This window comes from Bradyrhizobium sp. USDA 4486 (assembly GCF_054057995.1).
Window position 1 is genome coordinate 621034 of the sequence record NZ_JBSRZV010000001.1, and the last position, 25355, is coordinate 646388.

The following is a 25355-nucleotide window of genomic DNA, read 5'->3' on the forward strand; positions in this document are numbered from 1 at the left end:
CTCTCCATGATGAACCTCTCCGAATATCGCCATTCGAACACCCGCCTTGCTGACTTCCTGCCGTGGGCTGCGCTCGTCGATGAGGGGATCATCCTCAACAAGGATGGCTCGTTTCAACGGACGGCAAGGTTTCGGGGACCGGATCTCGACAGCGCCGTGCCGGCCGAACTTGTCGCAGTCGCGGGGCGCCTGAACAACGCAGTCCGTCGTCTGGGCTCCGCTTGGGCGATATTCGTCGAGGCCCAGCGCCACTCGGCCGGCGCCTATCCCCCGGATACCTTTCCGGATGTCGCCTCCGCTCTCGTCGACGCAGAACGTAGGGCGCAGTTCGAGGAAGCAGGCAGCCACTTTGAATCGAGCTATTACCTGACTTTCCTCTATCTGCCGCCGGAGGAGGGGACCGCGATGGCGGAGCGACTGCTGTACGAGGGCAGCCATCGCACCCTAGGGGCAGATGCGCGCGAGGTGCTCAGCGGCTTTGTCGATCGGACCAACCGTGTGCTCCAACTCGTTGAAGGCTTTATGCCGGAATGTGGCTGGCTCGATGACGAAGCGACGCTCACTTACTTGCATTCCACGATCTCGACCAAACGGCATCGAGTCCGGGTGCCGGAAATTCCCATGTATCTCGACGCGCTGCTTGCGGATCAGCCGCTCACCGGTGGCCTCGAGCCGGCGTTGGGCGAAGCACATCTTCGCGTTCTGACCATAATCGGATTCCCGACGGCGACCACGCCCGGAATTCTCGACGATCTCAACCGGCTGGCATTCCCGTATCGCTGGTCGACCCGGGCAATCATGCTCGACAAGACGGATGCCACGAAACTCCTGACCAGGATTCGGCGGCAATGGTTTGCCAAGCGGAAGTCGATCGCGGCGATCCTGAAGGAGGTGATGACCAACGAAGCCTCTAGCCTTCTCGACACCGATGCGCACAACAAGGCAATCGATGCGGATGCCGCACTCCAGGAATTGGGCTCAGATCAGATCGGACAGGCATTCGTAACAGCTACAGTCACGGTCTGGGACCGAGATCCGCAGGCAGCCGACGAGAAACTGCGGCTTGTCGAAAAGGTGATCCAGGGCCGGGACTTCACCTGCATGGTAGAGACGGTCAATGCCGTCGAAGCCTGGCTCGGTAGCTTGCCGGGTCACGTCTATGCCAACGTCCGCCAGCCGCCGATCTCGACCTTGAACCTCGCCCATATGATTCCGCTGTCAGCGGTATGGGCGGGAGAGGTGAGGGATCAACACTTCAAGGCACCCGCGCTGTTCTTTGGCAAGACGGAAGGATCGACCCCGTTCCGGTTTTCGCTGCATGCCGGAGATGTCGGACACACCTTGGTCGTTGGCCCGACCGGCGCCGGCAAATCGGTGCTGCTCGCACTGATGGCGCTGCAGTTTCGTCGCTATCCCGACGCGCAAATCTATGCCTTCGACTTCGGCGGATCGATCCGCGCCGCTGCGATCGCCATGAGCGGCGACTGGCATGATCTCGGCGGCGCCGTTGCGGGAGAATCCTCGGATTTCGTGGCCCTCCAGCCGCTGGCGGGTATCGATGACGTCTCGGAGCGAGGTTGGGCAGCCGAATGGATCGCTTCGATCCTGGGCCGCGAACGGACCGAGGTGACGCCGGAGACCAAGGATCACATTTGGTCAGCGCTGACCTCGCTGGCTTCGGCGCCGGTCCAGGAGCGGACCCTCACAGGGTTCGCCGTCCTTCTGCAATCCAATGTGCTGAAGCGGGCGTTGCAGCCTTATTGCCTGGGTGGTCCGTATGACCGGTTGCTCGATGCCGAACATGAGCAGCTGGGGCATTCTTCCGTCCAGGTGTTCGAGACCGATGGTTTGATCGGGACTGCGGTCGCGCCATCAGTTCTTTCCTATCTGTTTCACCGGTTGGAGGATCGCTTGGACGGCCGTCCAACCCTCCTCATCATCGACGAGGGCTGGCTCGCGCTTGATAACGCCGATTTTTCCGGCAAGCTCCGCGAGTGGCTGAAGACGCTTCGCAAGAAGAACGCCTCGGTCGTCTTCGCCACGCAATCGCTGGCCGACATTGACGTTTCCACGATTGCGCCCGCCATCATCGAGAGCTGCCCAACCCGGATCCTCCTGCCCAACGACCGTGCGATCGAGCCGCAGATCATGGCGATCTACCGGCGCTTTGGCCTCAATGACCGCCAGATCGAGATCCTCGCCCGCGCGACGCCGAAGCGGGACTACTACTGCCAGGCCCGCAGGGGCAATCGGCTGTTCGAGCTCGGCCTTGGCGAGGTTGCGCTGTCCTTTACCGCGGCTTCGTCGAAAGCGGATCAGGCTCTGATTGAGGGGGTACTGGCCGAACACGGAAGAGAAGGTTTCGTAGCCGGCTGGCTCGAGGCCCGCGGCATTAGCTGGGCCTGCGATCTCATCCCACAGCTCGCCAAGGAAGGGGGCCTCTGATGATCCGCCTCCGCCCGCTCCTGACAGCGAGTTTCATCGCAATTGCCGCTGTCCAAGCTCCTTTGCAGGCCGCAGCGCAGTGGATCGTCTTCGATCCCAACAATTACGGGCAGAATCTACTGACCGCGGCGCGCGCACTGCAGCAGATCAACAACCAGATCACCTCGCTGCAAAACGAAGCGCAGATGCTGGTCAATCAGGCCAGGAACCTGGCGAGTCTGCCGTACTCGTCTTTGCGGCAGCTCGAGCAATCGATTCAGCGTACGCAGCAACTGCTCGGACAGGCGCAGCGCATCGCTTATGACGTCCAGCAGATCGATCGTGCGTTCTCCACCACCTACGCGCCGGCGTCTGCGAACCTGCCTGAGCAGGCACTTGCCACCAACGCACAAATGCGCTGGCAGAACGCTGTGGCGGGTCTGCAGGACGCGATGCGGGTGCAGGCGACCGTTGTCGGCAATCTCGAAACCAGCCGGACCCAGATGTCGGCCTTGGTGACAGCAAGCCAGGGCGCGACAGGCGCGCTGCAGGCAAGCCAGGCCGGCAATCAGCTTCTGGCGCTTCAGGCACAGCAGATTGCCGATCTCACCGCCGCCGTCGCGGCCCAAGGGCGAGCGCAAAACCTGGAGGCCACTCAAAGAGCTGCGGCCCAGGATCAGGGCAGGGAGCAGCTGCGACGTTTTCTGACCCGGGGTCAAGGTTATCAATCGACAGCAGTGCAGATGTTCCACCGATGATGATCAACAGGCTTGAACGCCTCCCGATGGCCGCAGCCGCCCTAATTGCTGTTCTGGTCGTCGCTGCCTGCGCGATCCGCCTGCGCGGCGACGAAAGTGATACCGAATCTTCCGGGTCGCGGGCTCCGAATTCTGACCCGATGGCGGCAAAGCTCGAGCGATGCCGCTCCGTCAGTTCCGAGCAGAGAGACGCTCTTGTCGAATGCCAAAAGATCTGGGCCGAGAAGCGTCGTCAGTTCTTCGGTCAGAACGGGTCCTTAACATATCCGGAGCCTAAGGCGCGATCTTTAACTCCAGTGCCGCCCAAGGACGAAAGCCGCCTTCCGTCGGGCTATCCATCCCTGCCAGCGCAAAGCGAGTGACCAATGGGCAGCACCGGCGTCATCGACATGTTCCTGGAAACCTTCACCCGCTACATCGATTCCGGATTCGGGCTGCTCGGAGGCGACGTCGGATATCTCGCCACCACGTTAGCCGCTATCGATCTCACGCTGGCTGGCCTATTCTGGTCGTGGGGGACTGATGAGGACACTATCGCCCGCCTCGTCAAGAAGACCCTCTTCGTTGGCGTCTTCGCTTACCTCATCGGTAACTGGAACAGCCTTGCACGTGTTGTTTTCGAAAGCTTCGCGGGATTAGGCCTGAAGGCCTCAGGCACGAGCCTTTCGTCCGCAGACTTTCTGCGGCCAGGACGGATTGCACAAGTCGGACTCGATGCCGGGCGCCCGATCCTCGAAGCTATTTCGGGGCTGATGGGCTATGTCAGTTTCTTCGAAAACTTCGTCCAGATCGCGGTTCTGCTGTTTGCCTGGATCGTGGTGCTGTTGGCCTTCTTCATTCTGGCGATTCAGCTGTTCGTAACGCTCATTGAGTTCAAGCTGACGACGCTTGCCGGCTTTGTGCTGATCCCGTTCGGCCTGTTCGGAAAGACGGCGTTTGCCGCCGAGCGCGTGCTCGGCAACGTGATCTCCTCTGGTGTCAAGGTTCTGGTGCTGGCCGTCATTGTCGGCATCGGCTCGACCTTGTTTGCGCAGTTCACGGCCGGGTTTGGCGGCAATCAGCCGACGATTGAAAATGCGATGGCGCTGGTGCTGGGCGCTCTCGCGCTGCTGGGCCTGGGTATTTTCGGATCCGGTATCGCCAACGGCATTGTCTCTGGAGGCCCGCAGCTTGGTGCCGGCGCAGCCGTTGGCACAGGGCTGGCGGCCGGCGGGGTGGTCGCGGCAGGAGCGGGTCTCGCGGCGGGCGGCGCTGGACTGGCCGGCAGCGCAGCCTCTGGTGCGGCAAGGGGGATAGGGGCCGTGGCCGGTAGCGCCTCGGGCGCGTTACGGGCCGGTGGCCTGTCCGGTGCTGCTGAAGCGGGCGCTTCAGCTACCGCAAGTCCCTTGCGCTCAGCCGCCGCCCGCCTGACTGGGAGCGGCCGCGGCGGCGATGTCGATGATCCTTCTTCCACGTCATCCGTGGGCACGCCCTCTTGGGTTCGGCGCATGAAACGGGCGCAGACCATCAGTCATGGAGCGTCAGCCGCGACGCAAGCGGTCCGTTCAGGCGATCACGGCGGAAGTGGCGGATCTGTCGACCTCTCGCAGAAGGACCAATGACTTCAGATTCTCGCATCCCGTTCTCAACCATGTCTTGAGGTCAAAGCATGTTCAAACGATCGGCCGTTCACTATGGACGTGCGCCCGAGCCGGCAACTCCCTATCAACGAGCCGCTCAGGTCTGGGATGACCGTATTGGGTCGGCCCGCGTCCAGGCCAGGAACTGGCGCCTGATGGCCTTTGGCTGCCTATTTCTCTCCGTCGGCTTTGCCGGAGCCCTGGTTTGGCAGTCAGCCAACGGAACGGTCACGCCCTGGGTCGTCGAAGTTGACCGGCTTGGTGAGGCCAGGAATGTCGCTCCCGCGAATGTAGCCTATCAGCCTACCGATCCGCAGATCGCCTTTCACCTCGCTCGGTTCATCGAGCATGTTCGTGGCCTGCCGATCGACGCCATTGTCCTGCGCCAGGATTGGTTGCGTGCCTATGATTTTACGACGGACCGCGGCGCGGTCGCGCTCAATGATTATGCGCGCAACAACAATCCCTTCGACAAGCTCGGCAAGACGCAGGTCGCTGTCGAAGTCTCGAGCGTCATTCGGGCATCTCCCGACAGCTTTCGATTAGCCTGGATCGAGCGTCGGTATGAAAACGGTCAGCTTGCCGCGACCGAACGGTGGACCGCAATTCTTACCATCATCGTGGAAATGCCGCGCGATCTCGACCGGCTGCGCAAGAACCCACTTGGCATCTACGTCAACGCGATCAACTGGTCGAAGGAGATGGGCTAACAATGCTGTCAGATCTCGTTCTTGCGTCACCGAGAGTTAGGTCGCGCCTACCGTTCGCTCTGCTGGTCTGTGTGTCTGCGCTTGGAGGGTGTACCGCGTTCAAGCCTCCGCAAATCAGCTATGACAGCGAAGTCCCGCCGCTGCCTGAGCCGCCAGCGCTTGCGGACGATCGTCCGCGACCACTGCATGTCCCGCCTTCCTGGAAGGCGGCACGCGGCGGCAAGAAAGGAGAGGCGAAGGAGCCGATCGAGCGAATTGATAACGCGAATGACGCTGCTCGTGTGGAGCCTCGGAAAGGGGGCTACTTCAATGCGGTGCAGGTGTTTTCCTATAGTCCGGGTGCCCTCTATCAAATCTACGCTGCTCCCGGGCAGATCACGGACATTGCACTGGAGCCCGGTGAGCAACTGATCGGCTCGGGGCCAGTCTCCGCAGGTGACACGGTGCGCTGGGTAGTCGGCGATACCGAGAGCGGAAGCGGTGATACGCGGCGTGTCCACATCATGATAAAGCCAACACGCCCCTCGATCGAAACCAATCTCGTCGTCAACACCGATCGGCGGACTTACCTGATCGAGCTTCGTTCCCGCGAAAAGTCCTACATGCCATCCGTTGCCTGGTTTTACCCGGAAGATCGGTCCACGCGCGATCGAACTCTGCCGCCGACGCCCTTCATCCCTGAGCAGGCACAGCGTCGCTATCGCTACACCATGGAGGGAGACAGCCCGCCCTGGCGTCCCGTCACCGCGTATGATGATGGCCGCAAGGTCTATATCGAGTTCTCGCCTGGCATCGGTCAGGGTGAGATGCCGCCGCTCTTCGTTATCGGACCTGATGGAGGCACTGAACACGTCAATTACCGTGCGTACGGCAATGTGCTGATTGTCGATCGGCTGTTCGCGGCCGCCGAACTCCGACTCGGAGGCGAGAAACAGGAGAAGGTGCGGATCGTTCGAAGTGACGGGAGAATCATGTGAGCGAGACCGGCGAGGCAAATGGCAAGCGTCACGATGCTTCTCCGCCGCAGCAGCCGGATGAGAGCGCCGTATCCCTAAGGCTGCGGACAGAACGGCCCCGAGTCACGCGCCTCTCCCGCAAGATACTCCTCAGCGGCAGCGCCATGGCTCTCGCGATCATTTGCGGTGCGGTGGTGTGGTCTTTGCAGGACAACTCAAAGCGGCTTTCGGCGCCAAAAGAGCTCTATTCGATTGATCACAACAACGTCGCGGACGGGCTTTCTACGCTGCCGAAGGATTATGTCGGAGTTCCACACGATGTACCCCGGCTCGGCCCACCTCTGCCGGGCGATCTCGGCCGTCCAATCGTTGCGGCACAGGTCTCATCGCAGTCCGGTCCGCTGGCCATCGATGCCGAACAGCAGCGGGTCAATCAGGAAGCTGAGGCAGCGCGCATAAGCAAGGTGTTTGCCAGCACCAACCTCCGGAATTCGCCCACAGCGCCGGCCTCAAGCGAGACATCTTCAAACGCGACAATATCCTACGATGAAGCATTCGCGCAGAACGCACAGGACCGAAAACTTGCGTTCGTCAACGCGCCTGTTGATCGGCGGACAACAAGCCCCGATCGCCTGGTAAGACCAGTATCGCCCTTCGTGGTGCAGGCGGGGACAATCATTCCGGCAGCTCTCATCACGGGAATCCGATCTGATCTGCCGGGCCAGATCACGGCGCAGGTGACGGAGAACGTCTTCGATACTCCGACGGGGCGAGTCCGCCTAGTCCCGCAGGGAGCAAGATTGATAGGGACCTATGACAGCCAGGTCGCATTCGGTCAGTCCCGCGTGCTCCTTGTCTGGACCCGGCTCATCATGCCGAGTGGACGTTCGATTGTGCTGGAGCGCCAGCCTGGCGCGGATGCTGCGGGCTATTCGGGCCTTCAGGATGAGGTCGACAACCATTGGAAAGAGTTAGCCGGAGCAGCGGCGCTATCGACGCTACTCGCCGTCGGCAGTGAGATGAATTTGGGCGCCGACGCTAGCGATCCAAACAGCGCCATTGTTCAGGCTTTACGACGCGGTACGGGGAATTCCCTCAATCAAGCCGGCCAACAGGTGGTCCGGCGCAATCTCAACATCCAGCCGACGTTGACGATACGCCCGGGATATCCGGTGAGAGTAATCGTCAATCGCGATCTGGTGCTTGAGCCCTACAAGGGATGAGAAGAATGGCTAACCTCAAACTTGGAGCAATCGAGGACGATAAGCCGGTCAAGCTTACGCACGAATTGCCGGCAAAGGTCCACCGCGATCTTATCGCTTATGCCGAAATCCTTGGGCGCGAAACCGGACAGCAGATCACCGATCCCGCCAAGTTGATCGCACCTATGCTAGCGCGGTTCATGGCAATGGATCGGAATTTCATCAGGGCGCGCCGCGCATGTCAGCGTGCTGGTCGAGGCGAGGGATAACGCTCAGACAGCAGCTTTAGGAAAGCATCGAGGGTGGGATTTTCATTGCTCTCTTGCCAGTAGGCGCAATAACCCAATACGCTGGGTCCAGCGCCGTCACGTAGTTCGCGAAATACTAGATCAGAAAAATTAGCCCCAATGTCTGATTCCAAGACAAGGCTAATACCGAAATTCATCGTGACCAGACTTTTTACAACGCCCCGACTGATATCATGACGTTCAATCTTAGGACGATCATCGGGCGAGACCAGTTTAGAAATTAAGAGATCTTCAATGTCGCGCTCTGGATCGTATTCGCTTAAGATGAGGGTCTCACCACGCAAGTCCGTCCAATAGATGATTTCTCGGTCGGCCAATAGATGTTCCTTGGGCAACACAACAAGGATGCGCTCATTCCAAAGCGGCTTTGTATTGCTGCTTAGTCGTGGACCACTGCCTGTTAAGATCAGAACATCGAGAATGCCATTACGAAGTGCAGTAGCCAAACGCGCTCGTCGACGTTCAAAAATGACAAGTTCGACCTGAGCGAATCTCCGCCGGAAATCCAGCAATGACGCTCTGAGGTTACCCGCCGTAAGAGATGTACAGAGGCCGATTGAGAGCCGACCGGCTTCGCCACGTCCACTGGCCTTTATAATCGTGGCGAGTGTGTCTAACTGCTCGACTATCGAGCGCGCCATGCGCAGAAACTGACGGCCGGTTGATGTTGCGCGCACGCCACCGCTCGTTCGTTCGAAAATCGAACTACCCAGCCTGTGTTCGAGGAGTCGAATTGATCGGCTGACAGTTGATTGTTTGATTGACAGCATTTCGGCTGCTTGCCGGAAGCTGCCGTAATCTGCTGCTGTGATCGCGTGTCGAAGCTGATCAAAATCCGGGCCAAGGTATCGTCCTCTCGTAGAAGGACTAGGCAGATTGGATCGGTTCATGGGTAACCCACCATTCAAAGGCCGGTGTGTTTATCAATCAAGCTGTTGGGTGCCACGCATGCGCCGACGTCACGTGTTTTCGTCACCGAAACAGTATGGCTCACAACAGCCGACTTTTGGTTGCAAAGATAGGCCCAAGAAATACTTGCGTTCGTAGATCGCTTGACGAATGCACTGGGCGTGGAGGGACATGCTCACAGAGGCTTTTAGGGCACCCCGGAGCGGCTTGGCGCGTCAGTTGAAGACCACTCGAGTGAGTCTATTCTCGTGGATCCAGCGGTCGCCTTTGGACTCTGCGCCATCACGATGGATCCCGCAGTCCGGACATCATGCTCAACAACGACCGGGCCTGGCGAATTGGCACGCTCGACCCCAGCCCGACCAAAAAGTTCGCTGGTATTGGTACGCAAATTTAGTTTGATCTTAGGCCTGCAGGCGGCCCTCGTCCGAGGTTATGTGTAGTGCATCGATCGGACAACGAGGGGGACCGTTCAATGGCAGTCGTCGAAGACGCGCAAGTCGACAACTCTTGGAGAGTCGGCAATCGCTTCGCTTGGGCCGCAGCGACGCCGGCTGCTTTCGCCCTCGTATATCCGCTTTTTGTCGACGGTTTCCACTGGGCTGTGGGCGATCCGGGTACTCCGCAGACGGTCCGTGGAATCGCGATCGCCGCGGTGATGCTCGCGCTCATGTTCGCAGTGCCGCTCTACGCCTTCTATCGGGTGTTCGCCGTGCCCATGTCGCCTACCGTACCCTTGGCGTTAGAGATCCGCGCGCGCAGGTTGGCCTACGCGGTCGTGGCCGCCCCGACGTTCTATTGCTTTGTGGGGGTCTCCAAGTTTCTCTTTTCAATCCCGCTGCCCGATGAGGCCACATGGGCAATTATCTGGGCGTCTGGCATCGCTTGGTCCGTCCTTGCTTCCCCTGGAGAAGTCAAGCGGGCGACCAGCGAACCAGCGGCGACACTGCGGGTGGCTCACGGCATATCGGCCCTGATCGTCGTGGTTTACGTGATCTTCCATCTTACCAACCACCTATTCGCGTGGGGAGGTGAACCCGCGCATGCGGAGGTCATGGAGATGGGTCGCAAGGTTTATCGTTCGCCGATCGGCGAACCGATCCTGGTGGCCGCAATGTCATTCCAAGTCATCAGCGGCTTCGTGCTGGCTTGGAAGTGGAGCGCGTTCCGAGGCGACTTCTACCGGACTTTCCAACTCGCAACCGGATTCTACCTCTCGGTCTACATCCTTGGACATCTGACCGCAGTGTTCATTCTGGCTCGAGCCTTTTTCGGCATTCCGACCGGCTGGGGCTTCGCGACCGGCGCACCCAACGGGCTTATTCATGACGCCTGGGCCGCCAGGCTCATCCCGCACTATGCGATTGGGGTCTTCGTCGTCATCGCTCACCTATTTTCGGGACTTCGTGTGGTGATGATCGCTCATGGCGCGCGCGAGGCGATTGCTTCACGCGTTTGGCTGGCCGGCACATTGTTCAGTGCTGCCTTGGCGCTCGTCATCATGCTCGCCATGTGCGGGATGCGGCTGGGTTGAGTGAGATCGGAGGACGAGTCACCAGCGGACAGCCATGAATCTCATTTGGTTTCGGATGGAATCCTTAGGAGTGCATGAACGACCAAGCGGCTACATCGTCCTGCGCCAATCGCCGGACCCAGCCATGCCTCCATTCCCCGAAGGCAATCTGTCAATAGCTGTACCCCCGTGGCGCGGCACGCGTCGTTACGAGTCGCTTATCGCGACAAGCGAATCTTGGTGCAGCGATGCATTCGAGACGCCGGCAAGACAATTTCGCAGAGCCCGCTGAACGGACTCGCTTGGGAAAAGTCACCATTTGCCAAGAGAGCGCCCTCGATGAGTGCGGCTGATATCGGCGGACAAACCTGCCTTACCGGCGCTTCCTTCCAGGCGCAGATCAACAGGTTCTTCTCCGTCAACTTTCACGTGGATCCGGCTGGTAACGATCGCTTCGTAGCCCGGATAGCGAGCCGCTATTGCAGATCGCTACCAGTCGCGCAGCTTTCTTCTTCACCTGTGGTGATCTCGCCTCTTTGTCACGCTGCCAGGCCCGCAAAATCCAAATACCTCCTGTCGTTGCAGCTGGAAGGCGCTGCAATAATCGGACAGGACGGGCGGCAGTCGAGGGCTGGGCCGGGTGACTTCTTTCTGACAGATACCGCGCGCCCCTTTCGAATTGAGTTGACAGATCCGTGGTCCGAATCGCTCTACGTCTCGGTCGGACAGCTACGAGAGACATTTCCTGAGGTTGATGTCTGCACTGCCGTAGCTGTATTGGGCGAAAGTCATGCCGGCCGCTGCGTCCGTGCAATTGTAGATGAGTTCTTGGACCTGGCTTCGGTACCAAACGAGATGAACGGTGACCGATTTGCCGCGGCGTTGCCGCATATTCTTTCGATTTCCTTCGAAAAGCATCTTCGAAGTGGGACGGCTGATCGATTTGCGGCTGCCATCCGCTTGGGCCGGGACAATTTTCAACGCGAGCGCGTTAGGGAATTTGTGTGGAAGAATCTCTCTGATCCCAAATTGGACGCCAAGATGATCGCGAAGCAAGTTGGACTCTCCAAAGGCTACCTTCATCGGCTGTTCATGAGGGAGCCTCGCACACTTATGAAGTGGATATGGGCGGAACGGTTGGCGCGCGCGGGCCGCGACCTCGCGGACGGAACACTTTTTGGCCGCCCTGTAAACGCTATCGCCTATAGGTGGGGATTCAGTGATCCGGCTCACTTCAGCCGCAGCTTCAGATCTGCTTTTGGAGTATCGCCGAGCCAGTACCGCGAGAGAGCGAGGATGCCCGACGCAATCACTGGTGATTAATCATGGCAAGATGGTCCGTTGAACACGTCTCGCCAGCGTCGCTGCGATTGTCGCAGCCGAGTCCCTGTTGGCGCCGGGGCGTGTCTATCGCCTCGAGCCGTATCTCGGATATGAACGAGTAAAGCCCGAAGCTATCAATGGCCGGCGGACGTTTCACGACAATCTGCTCGAGCAACGTGGACGTGACTGCATTTGACATCGCGGATACCTGGCTCACCGCTATAAGGGTGCCCTCCGATATGCGCATTTACTTCGCTCAAGTGATCGAGGAAGCAAGACCGCGTCACAAGAGATCAATCGGAGTGTACTTGGAAGCAAGAGATTTCGGCGGCGATTAGAATCTCGATCAGATAACGGTGTGTACCAAAGCCGACGAATGCAAGAACTCGGCGCGAACTGCGGACGTAAACCGCGGCTGGGAATCACATCAAGGGGACCGCTTCCAATGTCGCATCTTCTACGTACTGCCATGGCGGGAGCCATGCTTGTTGCTTCTTCGTGTACAAACTTGGGCTATGCGGCCGAACCAGCAAAGTCGCCGGAGAAGTCAGCCGATCCCGCTCCACTATTCCTAATCAACGACAATCGCCTGACTTACGCATATCAGTACACGGCCACGGATCCCGGCACGCTGAACAGGACAGCAAAGCAGGTTTTCGCCTTTACTCATTTCGACGCGTGGCAGTACGGTACGAACTTCATGAACCTGCTGCTGCAAAAAGCGGATAAGAACGACCCGGCCGGTCCTTGTCCTGGCTTCGGCACCGGCTGTGCTGGTCTTACGGAATTCTATGGCCTGATTCGGAGTACGTTCGGTTGGAATCAAATATTCAACACCAAAGCCTTCAGCGTCGGGCCGCTGCAAAACATCTCATTTGAGGTCGGCGTAGACGGCGAGACCGCAAATATGTTGTTGGCGCCCGCTAAACGGGCCGTCGTCGCTGGCCTCCAGTTTGCTTTCAATCTGCCCTATCATGGTTACGTCAACGTAGCTCCTCTGTACTACAAGGAGTGGGGTCACAGCGCGTTCGTGACTCCAGCGTTCGCGGCTCCGTCGCCAGGCATCCCGGATGGAAATCTGGAATACAAGGGGACGTGGGCGGTTGAAATCAACTACTATATGGATCTCGGTTTTCTACCTGCATGGGCACCACTTGCCATTAGCGGTCGCGCAGCTTGGTATGGTGCCAGGGGGACCGGTACCGGAAGCGTAGTGGTCCCGGGGGTCATTCCTACAAAGACAGAGTTTAATAGCGAGCCGATCCGGTTGACCCTAGATGCAAGCAAGGTTCTGTGGGGAGACAAGTACTCTCATTTGATGGACGTTTGGGTTGCGTATCGTTATTGGCAGAACATGTACGGACTGGATCACGCCAACAGCCCGGTTTGCACTGGTGCAAGAGCTGGAAGTTGCACTGAATCGACGTTGTATAGCGGCATCACTGTTAAGTTCTGACTTCGCGGCTCGAATGCTCTTGAAGTTTGGCGCCGGAAGGCGCCGAACCTTAAGCGTCAATCAGAAGTCACCGATAAGGCAAGATCGATCCACACCGCAAAGGAATTACTGAAAAGTCGCGAATCGTCTTGAGGATGAACTGGGTTCGGATTCCGCTCGATGTCGCCCAGCATTGAACGAACCCGCTACGCGGGAGTGGGGCAAGCCTGCTGAACTGAGGTGTCCTGTCTGAGAGGATGTTGGTCTTCGCACCACCCCTCTCAAGACAGGAGACCCAGATGGCTACGATGAGCCCTCTTCGGCAGCGCATGATCGAGGACATGACGGTCCGCAATCTGTCGCCGTCGACTCAACAATCCTATATCTATGCGATCGCAAAGTTTAGCCGCCATTTCGGCTACGCCCCGGACCGGTTGAGTTTCGAGCAGGTCCGCGCCTACCAACTGCATCTCATCGGTCAAAAGCGTTCGTGGTCCCACATCAATCAGGTGGCCTGCGCGCTGCGGTTCTTCTACGGCGTCACACTCGGGCAGACGGAGGCATTCGAGCGGATCATCGGTGGCCAGAAGCCCGACAGGCTCCCGCTCGTGCTTAGTGCCGAAGAGATCGAGCGCTTCCTGGACGCGGTTACAGGGGTGCGCAATCGCGTCGTGCTGGCGACGGCTTATGCGGCTGGGTTACGGGTTAGTGAAGTCGTCCGCCTGAAGGTGAGCTCGATCGACAGCAAGCGAATGTTGATCCACATCGAGAACGGCAAGGGCGGCAGGGATCGTTACGCGATGCTTTCTCCGCGACTGCTGGAGATTCTACGTACGTACTGGATGCGAGCCCGACCGGGACTGTGGCTATTTCCAGGCCAAGACCCAAGTGAACATGTCAGCGTCCGCTGCGTCCAGGCGGCCTGCCGCGCCGCCCGCCGCCGCGCTCGGCTTGCCAAGCCGATTACTGTCCATACGCTCCGGCACTCGTTTGCGACCCATCTCCTGGAAAGCGGGATCGACATTCGCATCATTCAAGTTCTGCTCGGACATGCCGACCTGGGATCGACCGCGCGCTACGCTCAGGTTGCGACCAATCTGCTCGCCCGCACGACCAGCCCATTCGATGGACTCTCCGTTAGGGTGATCCCACCCAACTGAGCTGCGCATATGCGCCCCGTGCTTGAGGTGGCGGACATCCTCCGCCGCCACGGCGGCGCGTTCCGTGCCGCGCAGGGTCCTCGGCTGTCCTCCGATCAGCGCCGTGTGATGGCGGCCATCGAGGCGTGTCGCACAGCGACGCTCGGCGGCCACGTCGAGCGGTGCGACGACTGCGGTCTGGTCCGCGTCGCCTATAACAGCTGTCGCGATCGGCACTGTCCAAAGTGCCAAGCGCTCGCGCGCGCCCAATGGCTCGCCGAGCGCCAGGCCGACCTGCTGCCGGTCCCCTATTTCCATGTCGTCTTCACCGTGCCGGCGCCGGTGGCTGCCATCGCGCTGCAGAACAAGACGGTGGTCTACGACATCCTGCTCAAAGCAGCAGCCGAGACGATCCGTCTCATCAGCGCCGACCCGAAGCATCTCGGTGCCGAGACCGGGATGATCGCCATTCTCCATACCTGGGGCCAGACCCTAACGCATCATCCGCATGCCCATTGCCTCGTGCCAGGCGGCGGGATCGCCCCTGATGGAAGCTGGGTTCATTGTCGCCCCGGCTTCTTCCTTCCCGTTCGCGTCCTGTCACGATTGTATCGTCGGCTGTTCCTGGAGCGCCTGCAGGCGGCGTTCAATGGCACCAAGCTCCAGTTCTTCGGCCATCTCGCGCACCTCGTCGAGCCAGCGGCATTCGCCCGCCATCTAAACGCCGTCCGCAAGGTCGAGTGGGTCGTCTATGCCAAGCGTTCCCTTCGGCGGACCAGAACAGGTTCTGGCCTATCTCGGGCGCTACACCCATCGCGTGGCGATCGCCAACGGCCGGCTCCTTACCTGTGACGAGGGCCACGTCCGCTTCCGGTGGAAGGATTATCGCGCTGGCAACAAATCCAAAGTGATGATGCTCGACACTGAGGAGTTCCTTCGTCGCTTTCTGCTCCACATATTGCCGAAGGGGTTTCGCCGCATCCGTCATTTTGGTTTCCTGGCGAACGCCTGCCGCGCCGCCAAACTCGCGCGCATCCGAGCGGCGCTTGAGGCGCCGCAGCCACCTCCGCCTGCCGAAGCTGTCAACTATCGTGAGCGCTGCGCCATCCTCCTTGGTCACCCCTCGACTTATGCCCCATCTGCGGAGGCCGCATGGTCGAGATTGGGCCTGTGCCGCGTGCGCCAGCGCAGCGACGCGCAGCACCTCGCTGCGACACATCATGACCGACGACCTCGATTTGTTCGCTCCCACCGCACACGCTGCCCTGCCGACGTTCTCCGTCGGAACGATCAAGCACGCTCACAACGCCCGGCGAACGGGCGATAGTCAGCCGCCTGGGCTTGACGCGCCGTTCGACGCTATCGACGGCGGCATCCTTTGCTGCCAACATCAGCGACAATCTGCGGCCACACTCGCTCGCGGGCCCGACATCGGGTCAATCGCGCCTACCGGCGCCTAGATCGAGCCCCATAGGTCCGCGCTCACAAGACGCGGCTTCGATCAATCCAGCTTCAAATAGGTCCCGCGCTGGACTTGCGGCGAGATCTGCGACGCGGGACCTATTTGAACCCTCCAGTATTCCGAGATGATCTCGCCCACCATTCCGATTTGAAGTCGCCCACCCGTTCCGAGATGATGTCGCCCACCATTCCGGGATGATGTCGCCCGGGGTATCGCAAGAGCGAACCCGGGTATCGCAAGAGCGAACCCGGGGTGACGAGGCCTCTTCTGGCTCCCATATGGGAGGAATATATCGCCGCCGAGCCCAGCGGATACCGGTACTCGCGCTTCTGTGAGCTCTACCGCGCCTGGGAGGGGCGCCTGTCAGTGACGATGCGCCAGGCGCATGCGGCCGGCGACAAATTGTTCGTCGACTACGCAGGCGATGGCGTGCCGGTGGTGGTCGACCGCCTCACCGGCGAGCGGAGGACGGCGCAGATCTTCGTCGCGGTGCTCGGCGCCTCGAGCTTCACCTACGCGCAGGCGACGTGGACGCAGGGGCTCGCCGACTGGATCAGCGCCCATGTTGGCGCCTTCGCGGCGATCGGCGGCGTCCCGGCGCTCTTGGTGCCTGACAACACCAAAGTCGCAGTCATCAAGGCGAGCCTCTACGACCCGCAGTGCCGATCGCGACAGCTGTTATAGGCGACGCGGACCAGACCGCAGTCGTCGCACCGCTCGACGTGGCCGCCGAGCGTCGCTGTGCGACACGCCTCGATGGCCGCCATCACACGGCGCTGATCGGAGGACAGCCGAGGACCCTGCGCGGCACGGAACGCGCCGCCGTGGCGGCGGAGGATGTCCGCCACCTCAAGCACGGGGCGCATATGCGCAGCTCAGTTGGGTGGGATCACCCTAACGGAGAGTCCATCGAATGGGCTGGTCGTGCGGGCGAGCAGATTGGTCGCAACCTGAGCGTAGCGCGCGGTCGATCCCAGGTCGGCATGTCCGAGCAGAACTTGAATGATGCGAATGTCGATCCCGCTTTCCAGGAGATGGGTCGCAAACGAGTGCCGGAGCGTATGGACAGTAATCGGCTTGGCAAGCCGAGCGCGGCGGCGGGCGGCGCGGCAGGCCGCCTGGACGCAGCGGACGCTGACATGTTCACTTGGGTCTTGGCCTGGAAATAGCCACAGTCCCGGTCGGGCTCGCATCCAGTACGTACGTAGAATCTCCAGCAGTCGCGGAGAAAGCATCGCGTAACGATCCCTGCCGCCCTTGCCGTTCTCGATGTGGATCAACATTCGCTTGCTGTCGATCGAGCTCACCTTCAGGCGGACGACTTCACTAACCCGTAACCCAGCCGCATAAGCCGTCGCCAGCACGACGCGATTGCGCACCCCTGTAACCGCGTCCAGGAAGCGCTCGATCTCTTCGGCACTAAGCACGAGCGGGAGCCTGTCGGGCTTCTGGCCACCGATGATCCGCTCGAATGCCTCCGTCTGCCCGAGTGTGACGCCGTAGAAGAACCGCAGCGCGCAGGCCACCTGATTGATGTGGGACCACGAACGCTTTTGACCGATGAGATGCAGTTGGTAGGCGCGGACCTGCTCGAAACTCAACCGGTCCGGGGCGTAGCCGAAATGGCGGCTAAACTTTGCGATCGCATAGATATAGGATTGTTGAGTCGACGGCGACAGATTGCGGACCGTCATGTCCTCGATCATGCGCTGCCGAAGAGGGCTCATCGTAGCCATCTGGGTCTCCTGTCTTGAGAGGGGTGGTGCGAAGACCAACATCCTCTCAGACAGGACACCTCAGTTCAGCAGGCTTGCCCCACTCCCGCGTAGCGGGTTCGTTCAATCCACGGGCGACTTCATATCGGTACGCCTGGGCGACTACGTCGGAATCCGCAAACTGGGAAGGCGCTCACTTGCCCGGATGCGCTTATCGCTGGCACCGTTGAGGCGCGCAAGGACCGCATTGGTAATCGTGTTCTCGTTGAAATTGCGCATGACGCCTCCAAATCTCGAAGCTCGGTATCGAAGCAGGGCTCTATCGCCCGGGAGCCATCGAGGCTGGCGGAGCGCCCAACCAGGCTCGTGCGATCAGATCTCGGATGCCATCGCGCTCGATGGCGCGGGGATTCCAGTAGGCATTGGATACTGCAAGGTCGGCAGCTTCGTCGATGCCGGCCTCGGGCATACCAATATTTCGAAGCGCCAGTTTTGCGCCGAGGCGGCGCGCAAGGTCGTATAGTCCGCGGGCGGCATCGTCGGTATCAAGCGCTCGGGAAATGCGCATCGTTGCGTCGGGCACGGCTGGCGCGTTGTAAGCCAGCGCGTGCGGGATAACGATGGTGTGCGTCTCAGCGTGGGGTAGGTCGAAGGTTCCGCCAAGCGTGTAGCAGAGCTTGTGATGCAGCGCCATGCCGACGGTGCCAAGGCACATGCCGCAGAGCCAGGCGCCATAAAGCGCCTCGGTGCGAGCCGCACGATCATCGGGCCTTTTGGAAATTGCCGGAAGAGCGCTGGCGAGGGCGCGGATACCGTCCTCAGCCATGAGAGAGATGACTGGATCGCGATCGCGGGCATACAGCGCTTCCACCGCATGGGCGATCGCATTGATGCCGGAGGTGGCGGCAACACCCACAGGCAACGACATCGTGAGATCGACGTCGTAGATAACGGTTTCGGGGAGCACGGCGTTATTGCGTACCGTTGTCTTCAGTCCGCCTTCGGTCTCTCCGAGTATCGGTGTCATCTCCGAACCAGCATATGTACTGGGGATGCAGAGCTGGTTGACACCGGTTCGCAAAGCCAAAGCTTTGCCTAGTCCTGTCGTCGAGCCGCCACCGAGAGAAACCACGCAATCGGCCTCGCAGCCTTCATCGCTGCAAGCGCCTGCTCGGTTACCTCTACGGGCGTATGCATTTTGGCACCCGAAAAGATGCCGGCATAACGCGGGCCCAGGCTGGCGCCCAGTGCAGCACCTTGTGCCTCTTGCTCCGGCCTGGTGAGCACCAGCGCCCGCTTGCCGCCGAAACGTTCGACTTCAGTCTTCGCCGCGCCAAGCGTGCCACTGCCGAACACAACCCGGCAGGGCAAATTCTCAAAGCTGAATGAACCGATCACATGCCGGCTCCTTGGATTGGATAGTCGACCTGAAAACGGGCACTGCGTGCGCATAGGTGCCTCGCGGCAAAAAAACGGCGTGCGAAGCACGCCGTAAGTCTTGGGAGGCATGAACCATCTGCGAAGTGCAGACTTTTCCTCGCCTCCCTGATTGCAGGAAGCGGTGCATCGCGCCACTATTGTCCGGGCTATTGAGGCTATTGCCTCTGGGCAATGACGGTCTTAACCACACGTTAGCCGAACCTCGCAGAACTTGTTGTCCGTACTTCAATGGCTGGAAGCTAAGGGGACAACATGCTCAAACTCAGCGTAAAAGTCTTGGCGGCGCTTGCGCTTATGGTGATCGTTCAGGGACCGGTTCAAGCCGCGACACCCGACGAAGCGAAGGCGCTTGCCGACAAAGCGGCTGCGCTCGTGGCAAGCGAAGGCGAGAAAGCCTTTCCCAGAATTAGCGACGCAAATGGTGAGTTTGTGCGGGGCGATCTGTTCGTAGCCGTGCTCGACCAAAATGTCGTCGTGCGCGCAATAATGAATCCGAAATTAATCGGGGTGAGCATGAAAGAAGCAACTGATCCCGATGATGTAAACTTCGCATATGAGTTGGTCAACATAGCGCAATCCAAAGGCTCCGGTTGGCTGACTTACAAGTACACAAACCCGATGACCAGAAAGATTGAGCCCAAGAAGACCTGGGTAGTCAAGGTGGGCGAGTTCTCCTGTTTTGCGGGGCTTACGTCGCGCCGTAGGGTTGGCGCGTCTCTTCCTCAAATACGCGATCGATCCAGGGGTTCGACCTATGGCCGGATGGCTCAATAACGTCTCGATTACACGCAAGCTCTTCATTGCCCCCACCATCGCGGTCTTGCTGCTTTCCCTGATGGCTCCGCTTGCGATCTATTCGCTGGACCAACAGGCAAACCTTTTGGAGGAGCTCACAACGGTCGATGTGGAGAAGGCGAACACGATGGCAGCTCTTGGGAGCGCCGTCCCGGAAGCAGGTAGAATCGTCAATCGCTTTATAGCACTGGCCAGCAATACAGATGATCCAGCCGCTCTTAGTCGCTTGGCCGGCGACATGGAACGGCAACTAGGGGAAGCTGCCTCGCTCTCCGAAAAGATTTCCTCTGCCACTCCTGCTGATGGCGACAGGAATGTCGTGGTTGCCCTCGAGAAGGCGTTGAAAGCATATACGGTGATCACTCGGCAGGTCGTCAACATGGCCGCATCAGACGCTGCGACCGGCTACCTGATGAGCAATAATGGCGAAAAGTCCTATGCCGAGTTGCAGTCGGCGCTCGACGCCTTGCGGGATCGCGAACGCAAGCGTGCCCTTGCCAAGCACGAGATGTCGATGGCTCAAGCATACGCCGCCCGGATCGGTATGATAGCTCTGTTCATCGTTGCCGTAGTCGCATCCATTATCGTGACGGTGGTGCTTTCGCGAATGATTAGCGGTTCGATCGCGCAGCTTACGACGTCCGCCATGAAGATCGCTGATGGAGATCTGACGGCGCAAGTGGAAGGTGGACGACGTCGGGACGAAATTGGGGCGCTTGCCAGCGCTATTGGCGTTTTGAGAAAACTTGATCGATAAGCAACGAATCGAGGAAGACCTACGCGTTCTCCAGCAGAATGCCTCTGCACGCCAGAATGCAATCGAGCAACACATTGCCACCTTTGAGGTCCAAGTACGGGAGGCATTGGAAGGCCTCGGCGTCGCGTCGGGGCAGATGAGCGGAACGTCAGTCGAAATGTCCGACACGGCGAAGCAAACCAACGACCAGATCGCAGCAGTGAGCGTAGCTTTCAATGAAGCGTCGAGCAACGTTCAGACGATTGCTGCAGCATCGGAGGAGCTTAGTGCCTCGATCTCCGAGATCAGTCGCCAAGTGAACAGTGCCTCCAGCATAATTGGCCGTGCAGTCGAAGAAGCGCGGCAAACGGACGGCACGGTGCAGGGACTGGCTGAGGTCGTTTCGATAATCCGAGACGTCGTGAGCTTGATTAACGACATTGCGGGCCAGACCAATCTGTTGGCACTCAATGCTACCATCGAGGCAGCGCGCGCCGGCGATGCTGGTAAGGGATTCGCGGTTGTGGCAAGTGAGGTCAAGGCTCTTGCCACGCAGACGGCAAATGCTACCGGGGAGATATCAACCCAGATCGAGGCGGTCCAGCGAGTGACCGCGGCAACTGTTGATGCGATGAAGCGAATTGACGGCACTATCGGCGAGGTGAGCTCTGTAGCGACGTCAATAGCAGCAGCTATCGAGCAGCAGAGCGCCGCTACGCTTGAGATCACTCGCAGCACCCAGCGAGCGGCGGAGCAGGCTCAGGAGGTTACCAACCATATCGTAGGCGTAAGCCAAGGGGCAGATACCACCGGCCGCGCGGCGCTTGGTGTCAGATCAGCGTCGGAGGGCGTGAGCCGGCGAGCGGAAAGGCTTCGCGATCAGGTCAACGACTTTCTAGGCAAGATTCGCGCAGCTTGAGCCATCGAGCCTATCTGTGTGTAGTCCGCAGCAGAGGCTTTAGGGTGTTCCAAGCTTGCTTCACCGTACCTTCTTGCAGGTTGGTAACGCCGAGCATAAGGCCGTGCTTTGCGACGGCAGGGTCGGCGTACCAGGGAGAAAGCGGAGTGGGCGACAAGCTACATGCAACCGCCCTGCGCGCGATATCTACGTCGCTTGTGCCGGCGGAACACCGTATCAGCACGGCCAAGCCTGCCATGATCGGACTTACTGCCTCACCGTTCATCGCACTTAGAAGAGCGTCTCTTCTTGCCGCATAGAGTCGCTTCATATGTCTGAGATGGCGCAGATAGTGACCCTCTGCGATAAATTGCGCCATAGCCAGATGTGTGGCTGCGGCCAAGGAAGGTGACAGGTAAGCCGCCGCTTCCCCGAATTTTGAAGTCATGCCGGCGGGAACGACGAGGAAGCCGATATTCAGCGATGGCTTCATTGTTTTGCTGAAGCTGCCGATATGAATGACCTTGCCGTAAGCGTCTTCGGAGGCCAGCGCCGGGGCTGCCCGGCCCTCGAGCTGAAGCTCGCTGAGATAGTCGTCTTCAATGATCCACCGGTCTCCTCGCGCTGCCCATTGAAGCAGTTGAACACGTCTCTCTCTCGACATGGTAACGCCCGTCGGGGCATGTTGTCCGGGCGTTACGAGTGCAAGGTAGGGGTCCAAACACCGTGGGGCAGCATTTACGTCCATCCCGTGCACGTCGACAGGGATCGGTAAGGCGTCCACGCCGGCCAGCTCCAGTCCCCACCGGACTGGTGGAAACCCAGGATCTTCAATTAGGGCGCTCCGTCCACGTGCCCCGAGGACATGCAGCACCAACGCAAGCCCAGCCCGAAAACCGTTAGTTACGATCACCTGGTCGGGAGCACAGCGAATACCCCGGGCGATGCCAAGATAGCTTGTGATCTGGCCCCGAAGCTCAAAATGGCCGCGCGGATCGGGATAGCTCGTGGAAGCACTCGCTTCTGCCCGGGCAGCACGCGCATGTACTCGTGCCCAGAGTTTTGCTGGAAAAGCATCTTGTGCCGGCACACCAGTCTGAAATGGGAGGACAGGCAGGCCGAAGCCGCGCACCAATGTTTCCATCGGCGGCGTAATCTCAAGCTTGGGGGGTCTAACTGTTTCGGCCGATCTACTGGAAACGAAAGTGCCTGCAGCGCCCGCAGTGACGACAAGATGTTCGTCGAGAAGCCTTTCGTACGCCACGCGGACTGTTCCTCGGGCAACGCCGAGTTGCGCAGCCAGGTCTCTCCAGGATGGGAGCCGTGACCCCGGCCGAAGGTTGCCATCAATGATTGCGGCACGAAGGTTCTTGCGGATCTGCTCTGCGAGCGTAAGCGATCCGAACCTGTCCACCTTGAGATCGAAAGCAGGAGAGCCTGACGGTCCATCCATAGCGCGTCACCTCAGTCCAATCTGCACTTCGACCTACCACTTCTACGTCCAGATTCACAGTAGTTGCTTTTACCCGCCGGGAACGTGACGGCGGGGCTGCGGCATTGCACGCTAGATGGCTGCGGGCGGCATTCGGTGAACTCTGAGCCAGCATGTCCTTCCATTCCTCGAAGGCAATACTGGTAATAGCCGCCGCCCCGATGGCGCGACGGGCGTCATTGCGAGACGCTGAGTACCAACAGAATCTTCGTGCGACCACGCATTCGAGATCTCCCGGCAGTTAGTGCCGGAAAATGAATGGAGAGGAAAATGCTTGAGCAGACCAACGGCCAGCTTGCGGCCGGTACAATCCCGGGCGTCCGGCCAATCGATGACGTTGGCTGCTCGGAGTGCGTTTCCGCCAACGAATTCCGCGAGGCGCTCTCGAAGCTGGCCACCCCTGTATCGATCGTTGCAACCAACGGGCCGCATGGGATCGCTGGTTTTACATGCTCGGCGGTGTGCTCGATTACGGACGACCCGCCAACCATCATGGTCTGCGCCAATCGGAAAAGTTACGCAAACTCAATCATCAAGGCGAATGGCGTTCTCTGTGTGAGCAGTTTGTCTGCTGATCAGGTTGCGTTGTCTCAAATGTTCGCCGGAGTTGGCCAGGTGTCCATGCCGGAACGCTTCGTTGGATCTGATTGGGGTGTGCTGACGTCCGGCGCGCCGTACTGCAAGCTGTCGCGTGTAGCGCTCGACTGCCGAGTCGCTGACGTTCGGGACGTCGGAAGCCACAGCATAATTTTGGCTGAAGTGCTCTCCACCGTCCACGCGACGAACGGTGAACCCCTGATCTATCACAGCCGCAACTACGCGACCATTCGACACGTCGCTTAATCCACCCCGTTAAGGAGTTCACATGCTACGCACCGGCGCTCAATATCTCGAAGCACTCAACGATGGACGGAACGTCTGGGTCGGTAACGAAAAGATCGACAACGTTGCCACGCATCCCAAGACCCGCGAGTACGCTCGCCGTATTGCCGAATTCTACGACTTGCATCATCGAAAAGATCTGCAGGACATCATGACCTTCGTCGATGAGGACGGAGTTCGGCGATCGATGCAGTGGTTTGGGCATCGAAACAAGGAAGAGGTGAGACGCAAACGCAAGTATCATGAGACCGTCATGCGCGAGATTGGCGGTACATCATACCCACGTCTTCCTGATACCAACAACTATCCGCTGCTTACCTATGTCGACGACCCGCAGCCGTGGGAAGACGCTTCGATCGGCGCCGAGGGACGCGGACTTGCCAAGAATGCCGTGGACTTCTTCAAGTTTGCCAGAGAAAACGACCTCAACTGTACGCCGCAATTCGTCGATCCACAGGCTGACCGCTCGACGCCCGACGCTCAGGCGAAATCACCGGCGTTGCGCATAGTAGAGAATAATGACGAGGGCATCATTGTTGATGGTGTGAAGGCAATCGGGACCGGTACCGCCTTCGGGGACTGGATTCACATCGGTGTATTTTTCCGTCCCGGAATTCCGGCAGAGCAGATCATTTACGCGATGGTACCCGTGAATACCAAGGGCGTCACGGTGGTATGCCGCGAAAGTACGGTCAAGGAAGATCCGGTCGAGCACCCGCTGGCGGCAGCAGGTGATGAGCTCGACAATATCACCGTCTTCGACAACGTCCTCATTCCGTGGAAGTATGTCTTCCACATTGGAAATCCCGATCACGCCAAGCTGTATCCGCAGCGCGTTTTTGATTGGTTGCACTATCACGCCATCATCCGGCAGATGGTACGCGCGGAGCTTATGGCGGGCTTGGCGATTCTCATGACTGAACACATCGGAACGAGCAAGATCCCGCCGGTGCAGGTCCGAGTCGCGAAGTTCGTCGGCTTCCATCAGGCAATGATCGCGCACGTTGTCGCGGCAGAAGAGCTCGGCTTTCTCACGCCTGGCGGTCACTACAAGCCGAACATTCTGATCTATGACTTCGGCCGAGCGTTTTATCTCGAGCACTTTTCTGCACTGATCCACGAATTGCTCGATCTCTGCGGACGCAGTGCCTTGCTGTTTCCATCGGAAGGCCAGTGGCAAGATTCAAAGATCGGTCCGTGGCTCAAGCGCCTCAATACTGGCCCAAATGGTGAGCCGCACGATCGCCTCAAGATCGGTCGCGTGGTCCGTGACCTCTACCTGTCCGATTGGGGCGGCCGCCTGTTCATGTTTGAGAATTTCAACGGTACGCCACTACAAATGATCCGCGCACTTACGATGCAGCGTGCCGAGTTTGCCGGCAACGGCGAGTACGTTCAGTTCGCCAGGCAGGTGTGTGGTGTCGAGCTCAAGTCGACAGCCAAGACTGAGTATCAGTCATCCGTGGCGTACGCTCGCGCTCAAGACGCGGCGCAAGCCGATGGCGAGCAGGGCGGCAAACGTGGTCAGCGCAAGGCCACTGATGCCGCCGTTGTTGATCCCCGTGTCTAGAAAATAGAGCACGGCCCGGCGACGCCTTCGCGTCGTCGGGCTGGCGCATTCTTGAGGTTGTCGGCGAAG

20 protein-coding genes and 4 pseudogenes are annotated in these 25355 nt (G+C 59.4%); 19 read left to right on the plus strand and 5 right to left on the minus strand.

Annotated features, from left to right (window positions below):
• The first annotated feature begins 6 nt into the window (after positions 1-6).
• From trbE to ACVWY3_RS03065, 8 genes are read left to right on the plus strand one after another with little or no spacing between them, the layout of a single operon-like run.
• A complete protein-coding gene (gene trbE / locus ACVWY3_RS03030) occupies positions 7-2445 on the plus strand; it encodes a conjugal transfer protein TrbE (protein ID WP_456837125.1) in 2439 nt (812 codons plus the stop codon).
• Positions 2445-3182 carry a P-type conjugative transfer protein TrbJ gene (gene trbJ, locus ACVWY3_RS03035; protein WP_456837126.1) on the plus strand — a complete coding sequence of 246 codons (738 nt, stop codon included), beginning with the start codon at positions 2445-2447 and terminating at the stop codon, positions 3180-3182. Before trbE ends, trbJ begins: the two co-directional genes overlap by 1 nt.
• Complete coding sequence (gene trbK-alt, locus ACVWY3_RS03040) at positions 3179-3544, plus strand: putative entry exclusion protein TrbK-alt (protein ID WP_456837127.1); 366 nt, start codon at positions 3179-3181, stop codon at positions 3542-3544. The genes trbJ and trbK-alt overlap by 4 nt, the downstream gene beginning before the upstream one ends.
• Before the next feature lie 3 nt (positions 3545-3547).
• The gene (trbL, locus tag ACVWY3_RS03045) at positions 3548-4783 is read left to right on the plus strand and encodes a P-type conjugative transfer protein TrbL (RefSeq protein ID WP_456837128.1); all 1236 of its coding nucleotides are present in this window, start codon (positions 3548-3550) and stop codon (positions 4781-4783) included.
• A gap of 47 nt (positions 4784-4830) precedes the next feature.
• Positions 4831-5511, plus strand: coding sequence for a conjugal transfer protein TrbF (trbF, locus tag ACVWY3_RS03050; protein WP_456837129.1), 681 nt, complete (start codon positions 4831-4833; stop codon positions 5509-5511).
• Between the two features lie 2 nt (positions 5512-5513).
• A complete protein-coding gene (trbG, locus tag ACVWY3_RS03055; RefSeq protein WP_456837130.1) occupies positions 5514-6488 on the plus strand; it encodes a P-type conjugative transfer protein TrbG in 975 nt (324 codons plus the stop codon).
• Positions 6485-7690, plus strand: coding sequence for a TrbI/VirB10 family protein (locus ACVWY3_RS03060; RefSeq protein WP_456837131.1), 1206 nt, complete (start codon positions 6485-6487; stop codon positions 7688-7690). Before trbG ends, ACVWY3_RS03060 begins: the two co-directional genes overlap by 4 nt.
• Before the next feature lie 5 nt (positions 7691-7695).
• Positions 7696-7938, plus strand: a complete 243-nt coding sequence (locus ACVWY3_RS03065; RefSeq protein ID WP_456837132.1) for a DUF2274 domain-containing protein — start codon at positions 7696-7698, stop codon at positions 7936-7938.
• On the opposite strand, the gene ACVWY3_RS03070 is transcribed toward ACVWY3_RS03065, so the two are convergent.
• A complete protein-coding gene (locus ACVWY3_RS03070; RefSeq protein ID WP_456837133.1) occupies positions 7911-8867 on the minus strand; it encodes a LysR substrate-binding domain-containing protein in 957 nt (318 codons plus the stop codon). The genes ACVWY3_RS03065 and ACVWY3_RS03070 overlap by 28 nt on opposite strands.
• Positions 8868-9361: 494 nt before the next feature.
• On the opposite strand from ACVWY3_RS03070, the gene ACVWY3_RS03075 reads away from it, so the two are divergent.
• The 6 genes and pseudogenes from ACVWY3_RS03075 to ACVWY3_RS03100 all read left to right on the plus strand — a co-directional run.
• Positions 9362-10420 carry a hypothetical protein gene (locus ACVWY3_RS03075; RefSeq protein WP_456837134.1) on the plus strand — a complete coding sequence of 353 codons (1059 nt, stop codon included), beginning with the start codon at positions 9362-9364 and terminating at the stop codon, positions 10418-10420.
• Positions 10421-10738: 318 nt separating this feature from the next.
• Complete coding sequence (locus tag ACVWY3_RS03080) at positions 10739-11722, plus strand: helix-turn-helix domain-containing protein (RefSeq protein WP_456837135.1); 984 nt, start codon at positions 10739-10741, stop codon at positions 11720-11722.
• A 445-nt stretch (positions 11723-12167) separates the two neighbouring features.
• Complete coding sequence (locus tag ACVWY3_RS03085) at positions 12168-13178, plus strand: hypothetical protein (RefSeq protein ID WP_456837136.1); 1011 nt, start codon at positions 12168-12170, stop codon at positions 13176-13178.
• Between the two features lie 278 nt (positions 13179-13456).
• Positions 13457-14317 carry a tyrosine-type recombinase/integrase gene (locus ACVWY3_RS03090; protein ID WP_456837137.1) on the plus strand — a complete coding sequence of 287 codons (861 nt, stop codon included), beginning with the start codon at positions 13457-13459 and terminating at the stop codon, positions 14315-14317.
• Between the two features lie 9 nt (positions 14318-14326).
• Positions 14327-15520 (plus strand): annotated as a pseudogene (locus tag ACVWY3_RS03095) (IS91 family transposase).
• Between the two features lie 484 nt (positions 15521-16004).
• Positions 16005-16415, plus strand: a pseudogene (locus ACVWY3_RS03100) (IS21 family transposase); the annotation flags it as partial.
• Here ACVWY3_RS03100 and ACVWY3_RS03105 read toward each other — a convergent pair.
• The 3 genes and pseudogenes from ACVWY3_RS03105 to ACVWY3_RS03115 form a co-directional block, all read right to left on the minus strand.
• A pseudogene (locus ACVWY3_RS03105) lies at positions 16415-16624 on the minus strand (transposase zinc-binding domain-containing protein); the annotation flags it as partial. The pseudogenes ACVWY3_RS03100 and ACVWY3_RS03105 sit on opposite strands and share 1 nt — an antisense overlap.
• A gap of 9 nt (positions 16625-16633) precedes the next feature.
• On the minus strand, positions 16634-17494 hold the full coding sequence (locus ACVWY3_RS03110; protein WP_456837137.1) for a tyrosine-type recombinase/integrase: 861 nt from the start codon (positions 17492-17494) through the stop codon (positions 16634-16636).
• 298 nt (positions 17495-17792) lie between these two features.
• Positions 17793-18871 (minus strand): annotated as a pseudogene (locus ACVWY3_RS03115) (maleylacetate reductase).
• Positions 18872-19165: 294 nt separating this feature from the next.
• Between ACVWY3_RS03115 and ACVWY3_RS03120 the strand changes: the two are divergent.
• The 3 genes from ACVWY3_RS03120 (at position 19166) to ACVWY3_RS03130 (ending at position 21363) form a co-directional block, all read left to right on the plus strand.
• A complete protein-coding gene (locus ACVWY3_RS03120; protein ID WP_456837138.1) occupies positions 19166-19687 on the plus strand; it encodes a cache domain-containing protein in 522 nt (173 codons plus the stop codon).
• Positions 19668-20465, plus strand: coding sequence for a HAMP domain-containing protein (locus ACVWY3_RS03125; protein ID WP_456837139.1), 798 nt, complete (start codon positions 19668-19670; stop codon positions 20463-20465). Before ACVWY3_RS03120 ends, ACVWY3_RS03125 begins: the two co-directional genes overlap by 20 nt.
• Positions 20466-20622: 157 nt before the next feature.
• Positions 20623-21363 carry a methyl-accepting chemotaxis protein gene (locus ACVWY3_RS03130; RefSeq protein ID WP_456843276.1) on the plus strand — a complete coding sequence of 247 codons (741 nt, stop codon included), beginning with the start codon at positions 20623-20625 and terminating at the stop codon, positions 21361-21363.
• A 10-nt stretch (positions 21364-21373) separates the two neighbouring features.
• On the opposite strand, the gene pdxR is transcribed toward ACVWY3_RS03130, so the two are convergent.
• The gene (gene pdxR / locus ACVWY3_RS03135; RefSeq protein WP_456837140.1) at positions 21374-22795 is read right to left on the minus strand and encodes a MocR-like pyridoxine biosynthesis transcription factor PdxR; all 1422 of its coding nucleotides are present in this window, start codon (positions 22793-22795) and stop codon (positions 21374-21376) included.
• Positions 22796-23104: 309 nt separating this feature from the next.
• Between pdxR and ACVWY3_RS03140 the strand changes: the two genes are divergently transcribed.
• Positions 23105-23677, plus strand: coding sequence for a flavin reductase (locus ACVWY3_RS03140; protein ID WP_456837141.1), 573 nt, complete (start codon positions 23105-23107; stop codon positions 23675-23677).
• A 22-nt stretch (positions 23678-23699) separates the two neighbouring features.
• Positions 23700-25286, plus strand: coding sequence for a 4-hydroxyphenylacetate 3-hydroxylase family protein (locus ACVWY3_RS03145; protein WP_456837142.1), 1587 nt, complete (start codon positions 23700-23702; stop codon positions 25284-25286).
• Positions 25287-25355 lie beyond the last annotated feature (69 nt).

What these genes read in the sequence shown, in the direction of transcription:
- ACVWY3_RS03085 (WP_456837136.1), top strand. Translation starts at nt 12,168, where the DNA reads ATGTCGCATCTTCTACGTACTGCCATGGCGGGAGCCATGCTTGTTGCT.
- ACVWY3_RS03075 (WP_456837134.1), top strand. Translation starts at nt 9,362, where the DNA reads ATGGCAGTCGTCGAAGACGCGCAAGTCGACAACTCTTGGAGAGTCGGC.
- ACVWY3_RS03080 (WP_456837135.1), top strand. Translation starts at nt 10,739, where the DNA reads ATGAGTGCGGCTGATATCGGCGGACAAACCTGCCTTACCGGCGCTTCC.
- trbG (WP_456837130.1), top strand. Translation starts at nt 5,514, where the DNA reads ATGCTGTCAGATCTCGTTCTTGCGTCACCGAGAGTTAGGTCGCGCCTA.
- ACVWY3_RS03125 (WP_456837139.1), top strand. Translation starts at nt 19,668, where the DNA reads ATGGCCGGATGGCTCAATAACGTCTCGATTACACGCAAGCTCTTCATT.
- ACVWY3_RS03070 (WP_456837133.1), bottom strand. Translation starts at nt 8,867, where the DNA reads ATGAACCGATCCAATCTGCCTAGTCCTTCTACGAGAGGACGATACCTT.
- ACVWY3_RS03120 (WP_456837138.1), top strand. Translation starts at nt 19,166, where the DNA reads ATGCTCAAACTCAGCGTAAAAGTCTTGGCGGCGCTTGCGCTTATGGTG.
- ACVWY3_RS03145 (WP_456837142.1), top strand. Translation starts at nt 23,700, where the DNA reads ATGCTACGCACCGGCGCTCAATATCTCGAAGCACTCAACGATGGACGG.
- trbF (WP_456837129.1), top strand. Translation starts at nt 4,831, where the DNA reads ATGTTCAAACGATCGGCCGTTCACTATGGACGTGCGCCCGAGCCGGCA.
- trbE (WP_456837125.1), top strand. Translation starts at nt 7, where the DNA reads ATGATGAACCTCTCCGAATATCGCCATTCGAACACCCGCCTTGCTGAC.
- ACVWY3_RS03140 (WP_456837141.1), top strand. Translation starts at nt 23,105, where the DNA reads ATGCTTGAGCAGACCAACGGCCAGCTTGCGGCCGGTACAATCCCGGGC.
- ACVWY3_RS03090 (WP_456837137.1), top strand. Translation starts at nt 13,457, where the DNA reads ATGGCTACGATGAGCCCTCTTCGGCAGCGCATGATCGAGGACATGACG.
- trbK-alt (WP_456837127.1), top strand. Translation starts at nt 3,179, where the DNA reads ATGATGATCAACAGGCTTGAACGCCTCCCGATGGCCGCAGCCGCCCTA.
- trbJ (WP_456837126.1), top strand. Translation starts at nt 2,445, where the DNA reads ATGATCCGCCTCCGCCCGCTCCTGACAGCGAGTTTCATCGCAATTGCC.
- pdxR (WP_456837140.1), bottom strand. Translation starts at nt 22,795, where the DNA reads ATGGATGGACCGTCAGGCTCTCCTGCTTTCGATCTCAAGGTGGACAGG.
- ACVWY3_RS03110 (WP_456837137.1), bottom strand. Translation starts at nt 17,494, where the DNA reads ATGGCTACGATGAGCCCTCTTCGGCAGCGCATGATCGAGGACATGACG.
- ACVWY3_RS03065 (WP_456837132.1), top strand. Translation starts at nt 7,696, where the DNA reads ATGGCTAACCTCAAACTTGGAGCAATCGAGGACGATAAGCCGGTCAAG.
- ACVWY3_RS03130 (WP_456843276.1), top strand. Translation starts at nt 20,623, where the DNA reads ATGTCCGACACGGCGAAGCAAACCAACGACCAGATCGCAGCAGTGAGC.
- trbL (WP_456837128.1), top strand. Translation starts at nt 3,548, where the DNA reads ATGGGCAGCACCGGCGTCATCGACATGTTCCTGGAAACCTTCACCCGC.